The sequence below is a fragment of the Gammaproteobacteria bacterium genome (assembly GCA_028817255.1).
Lineage (GTDB): Bacteria > Pseudomonadota > Gammaproteobacteria > Porifericomitales > Porifericomitaceae > Porifericomes > Porifericomes azotivorans.
On sequence record JAPPQA010000106.1, the window covers coordinates 1 to 4,692 of the forward strand.

General features: G+C 61.4%; 4 protein-coding genes. 1 reads left to right on the plus strand and 3 read right to left on the minus strand.

Going from position 1 to position 4,692, the window contains the following annotated elements:
* Nucleotides 1-463: 463 nt before the first annotated feature.
* Nucleotides 464-1,531, plus strand: coding sequence for an isocitrate/isopropylmalate family dehydrogenase (locus tag OXU43_04610; GenBank protein MDD9824431.1), 1,068 nt, complete (start codon nucleotides 464-466; stop codon nucleotides 1,529-1,531).
* Between the two features lie 124 nt (nucleotides 1,532-1,655).
* On the opposite strand, the gene OXU43_04615 is transcribed toward OXU43_04610, so the two are convergent.
* From OXU43_04615 to OXU43_04625, 3 genes are all read right to left on the minus strand, one after another.
* A complete protein-coding gene (locus tag OXU43_04615; GenBank protein MDD9824432.1) occupies nucleotides 1,656-2,450 on the minus strand; it encodes an ABC transporter permease in 795 nt (264 codons plus the stop codon).
* Complete coding sequence (locus OXU43_04620) at nucleotides 2,440-3,366, minus strand: ABC transporter ATP-binding protein (GenBank protein MDD9824433.1); 927 nt, start codon at nucleotides 3,364-3,366, stop codon at nucleotides 2,440-2,442. Before OXU43_04620 ends, OXU43_04615 begins: the two co-directional genes overlap by 11 nt.
* A gap of 159 nt (nucleotides 3,367-3,525) precedes the next feature.
* Nucleotides 3,526-4,410, minus strand: coding sequence for a cyclic nucleotide-binding domain-containing protein (locus OXU43_04625; GenBank protein MDD9824434.1), 885 nt, complete (start codon nucleotides 4,408-4,410; stop codon nucleotides 3,526-3,528).
* Between the last annotated feature and the right edge of the window lie 282 nt (nucleotides 4,411-4,692).

Genomic DNA, 4,692 nt, shown 5'->3' on the forward strand with positions numbered 1-4,692 from the left:
GGCTTTGCCGGCGGTTATCGTCCAGATAATCATATTTTTTAGCCCTTCGACGGGTCTCGCCGCGGCGGCGCGGACGGATCTTCGCCCGCCTCTTGGGTAGAGGCCGCAGCGGGATTCCCCGGGAATTCTAGCAAGGACGGCGCCTTGCCGTATTTCCCCGGCGCGGGCCGTTGCCGTGCGGGCGGCGCGGCCCGCGGTCTGCCCCGCCAACGGGCGCCTCCGCCCGGCCCGGTTGCCGCCGCGCCGCGGCGTGCCGCGGGGAATGGGCGGATGAGGCGGCATTTTCCTATACCCGCGGGCCCCGCCCGCGGGTTCTTTGCTCCCTTGCGATGCCGCCTCCGGCACGAGCCCGGGCGCATATGCGCCAGCCCGCCGCACGGCGCGAAATCCTCGCGGCAGGCGAGTATAATGACCTTGCTGGCGCGCCAGTGCGGCAGCTTGCCGGGAGGCGGGGAGAGCGGACATGAGCGAGGCTAAGATCAGGATCACCGAATTGCTGGGAGACGGGATTGGCGCCGAATTGTGTCAGTCGGTGCATGCCGTCGCCGAGGCCCTGCCTATGGATATCGAGTTCGTTCCCATGGACCTCTCGCTGGCCAGCCGGGAGCAGTCGCCGCGGGAACTGTTCGACCGGGTCGGCGAATCCATGAACGAGACCAAGTTGGCGTTGAAATACCCGACCATCACCAGGACCACCAGCCCTAACGCCATCATCCGGCGCATATGCAACTTCAGCGTGATCTTGCGCCCTGTCATGTCTATCCGCGGCATCCAGTCGAACTTTAAGGAAGAGGTCTTCCTCTATATTGTGCGCATCGCCACCGGCGGCACCTACGACGACCCCGGCCGGCGAGTCGGCAAGGATGCGGCGATCTCGATACGTATTGTGGAGCGCGATCCTTGCCGCCAGGCGGCAAAGTTCGCCTTCTCCTTTGCCAGGAAAAAGGGCCTGCAGGTCACTTCTTCCTCCAAGCACACCATTCAGCGGGTGACGGACGGCCTGTTCCAGGAGGTGGTGGAGAAGGTGCACCGGGAGTTCCCTGAAATTCAGCACCGGGTGGAATTATTCGATGCCTTGTTGGCCAAGATCGTCATGCACCCGGAGGATTTCCAGGTGGTGTTGGTGCTTAACGAGTACGGCGACTTTCTCTCCGACATGGCTAGCGGGCTGGCCGGGAGTATCGGTACCGGCGCCAGCGGCAATTTCAGCTTTCGCGACGACGACCAGATAGATATTGCAATGTTCGACGCCTCCGGCGGCACGGCCCCGGATATCGCCGGGCAGGACAAGTGCAACCCCACGGGGATCCTTCTGGCCTTCGGGATGCTGCTGGATCATGTGGACCGCTACGACCTGGGCCACCGTTTGCGGCTGGCTTTGCTGGGGGCGATCGCCGATGGCGCGTGCACGGCGGATATGGGCGGTACCTTGGCCACTACGGAGTTCACCCGGACGGTCGTCGAACGCTTGCGTTCCGCGGAACAGGAAGTTCCCCCGCGAGCCGCTACTCCTGCCGGCAGTCTTTCCTGAAGGCCGGAGCGCCCCCGCGGCGCGCCTGCAAGAGGCGCGCGTCGGCGATGTCGGCGGGCAAGGGCTCAGGGTTTCATGCCGCGGCGCCGCGAGCGTTCATTGCTTCGGGCTCATGGCTTCAGCTTCATGGTTTCAGGCCGATTCCCCGAACCAGCAGCAACCAGGCGGTGAACCCCAGCCCCAGGGTGCACCCGGCGGTGATTGCCAGCGCGACCGCGACGTTGACGTCGGATACCCCCAAGAAGCCGTAGCGGAAGGAGTTGACCATGTAGAGGATGGGGTTCAGCCGGGATACGAGCTCCCAGAATTCCGGCAGCAGGGAGATCGAGTAGAAGACCCCGCCCAGGTAGGTGAGGGGGGTGAGTATGAAGGTGGGGATCAGCGAGATATCGTCGAATTTGTTGGCCAGGATCCCGTTGATCAGCCCTCCCAGCGCAAACAGGGCGGAGGCCATCGCCGCCGTGACCAGCATCAGCCAGGCGTTGTGTATATGCAGGTCCTGGAAGAACAGGGACACCGCTATGACGATCAGCCCCACCAGCAGCCCCCGGAATATCCCGCCGCAGGTGTAGCCGCACAGGATGACCAGGCAGGGAATGGGCGCGACCAGCATTTCTTCTATGTAGCGTTGGAACTTGGCGCTGAAAAAAGAGGAGGAAACATTGGCATAGGAATTGTTTATGATTGCCATCATGGCAATGCCGGGGGTGATGTATTCGATGAATCTGTGCCCCTGTATTTCCCCAATCCGCTGCCCAATCAGCGCCCCGAAGATCAGAAAGTAAAGCAGCGTGCTGATAATGGGCGGCAGGATGGTCTGCGTCCAGATCCGGCATAACCTGACGATTTCCCTGTGCATGATCGTTGCCAGGGCCACCCACGCGGTCCGGCCGACCGGCGGCAGGGGCTTAGCCGGCATGTCCGTTCTGTTTCAGCAGGCGCAGGAACAACTCCTCCAGCCGGTTCGATTTGTTGCGCATGCTGATCACTCCGATGCCTTTGCGGGACAATTCGTGGAACAGCCGGTTCAGTCGCGCGCTCTTGCTTACCTCCACCTGCACGGTGTTGGCATCCGCCAAGCTGATTTGGTATCCCGGTATCTCGGGCAACTCCCGCACTTCTTCGCTGGTGTCCAGCAGGAAGGTCTCTATGTCCAACTTGGCGAGCAGGCGCTTCAGGGTTGTATTCTCGACGATCCTGCCCTGGTCTATGATGGCGACATTGCGGCACAGGCGTTCCGCCTCTTCCAGGTAGTGCGTAGTGAGCACGATGGTGGCGCCGCCGCGGTTGAATTCCACCAGGAAGTCCCACAATTCCCTGCGGAATTCTACGTCCAGGCCCGCGGTAGGTTCGTCCAGGATGAGCAGGCGCGGTTCGTGTACCAATGCCCTGGCGATCATGAGTTTGCGCTTCATGCCGCCCGACAGTTGGCGCGAGACTTTGTCTCTCTTGTCCCACAGGTTGAGAACGCGCAGGTATTTCTCGGCGTTGGCGCGGGCGGCGGCGCGGGGCAGGCCGTAGTACCCGCCCTGGTTGACTACGATGTCCAGGCACTTCTCGAACAGCGAGAAGTTGATCTCCTGGGGCACGATGCCGAGCATTGCCTTGGCCTCGTTGGGCTGCGTATCCAGGTCGTATCCGAAAATGCGCACACTGCCGGAGGTCTTGCGGATCAGGGAGGTGAGGATGCCGATGGTCGTGGATTTGCCGGCGCCGTTGGGTCCCAGCAGGGCGAAGAAATCGCCTTCCGCCACGTCCAGGTCTATGCCCCGCAACGCCTCGAAACCGGGGCGGTATGTCTTGCGCAGCTTCTGGATGGAAAGTACCCGGTTCAAGGTTTTCCCGGGGCCTTGCTCAAGGCTGCGCTCAGGGTTGTGCTCGGGGTTGTTTTCAGGGGCTTGCCAGGGACGGCCAGGATTGGCCACGGATCTGCCCTCCGTACGCCGCTCACGCGGCGCGGACAGCGATGGAGACTGCTGGCGGGAGGGCGGCCGTCAGGTGCCTTTCGCTTTTTTGATCTTTGCCCGTTGCGACTTGCCGATCACCGCGATCGCATTGGCGAGCGCCGTGTCCCGTTTCAGCGCGATCCGGAAGTATTTCCTGGGGATCTTCAACAATCGGCAACGTGTCTTGCCACGTACGCAGGCGTTGCGTTTCCCCGTCTGATCCGGGAGCAGTGCGGATTCCCCGAAATACCTGCCTTTTCCCAGGGTGCCGAGGATTGCCTCCTCGCTGGAGTCGGTTTTCGCCGTAAAGACTTCCAGTTCCCCTTCGAGCACGACGTACATGTTCTGCGCCTTTTCTCGTTCCCGGATGATCATTTCGTCCGGTCCGATCTCCACGACTTCCGTCCATTCGCGGAAGTTCTTGACTTCGTCTTCGTTCAAGCCCTGGAACAGGCGCATGGTCTCGAGAATTTCCCGCACTTCCTTGTCTTGCGGCAGGTCGAGCATGGTGATTTGGGTGAAGGTCATGTCCAGGTCCCGCTTGACGTTGAGATCGACGTACTTTTTGTGCATGCGGAACAATGTGCTGGAGGCGATCGTGCGGGCGCTGGCGTTGCGCTTGCCGGGTCCGCCCGGGAGCAGGGCCTGCTCTCCGAAGAAGTCTCCTTTGTGCAGCGTCGCGATCGGTATCTCGCGGTCGCTGCCGACCACCTGCCGCCCGCTGGCCCCCCCTTTGACCAGAATCTCCACGCTGCCGTCGAGGATGATGTACATGCAGTCGGCATCCTCGGCCTCCTTCAGGATGTACGTCTTGGCGTCGAATTCCTCAATATCGTTTTCGGGCGCCTCCAGAATCTGCTCTATGGCGAGATCGGACAGCGGGCCGAGGATATCAATTCCCCGCAGCAGGTTCGGGTCCATTTTCGCTTTCATGTCGGGTTGCCTTGCTTGCGTCCAGTACGAGACGGGGCCCGGGGTGGATGCCTATGGAGAGCATTATGGCAAGATTCGGGCGCAAAGACAATCGGCCGGTCGCTCTGTGTAAGCCGTTTCGCAATCGAGGGGAAAAGATTCCCATCCCGCCATTCCCGCCCTTTATATGTTGCCTTCCGTCATTTATATGTTGCCTTCCGTCATTCCGGCCTCCTCCATGTCATTCTGGTCTCCTCCATGTCATTCCGGCGAAAGCCGGAATCCCGCATAGAAAGCGCGCGC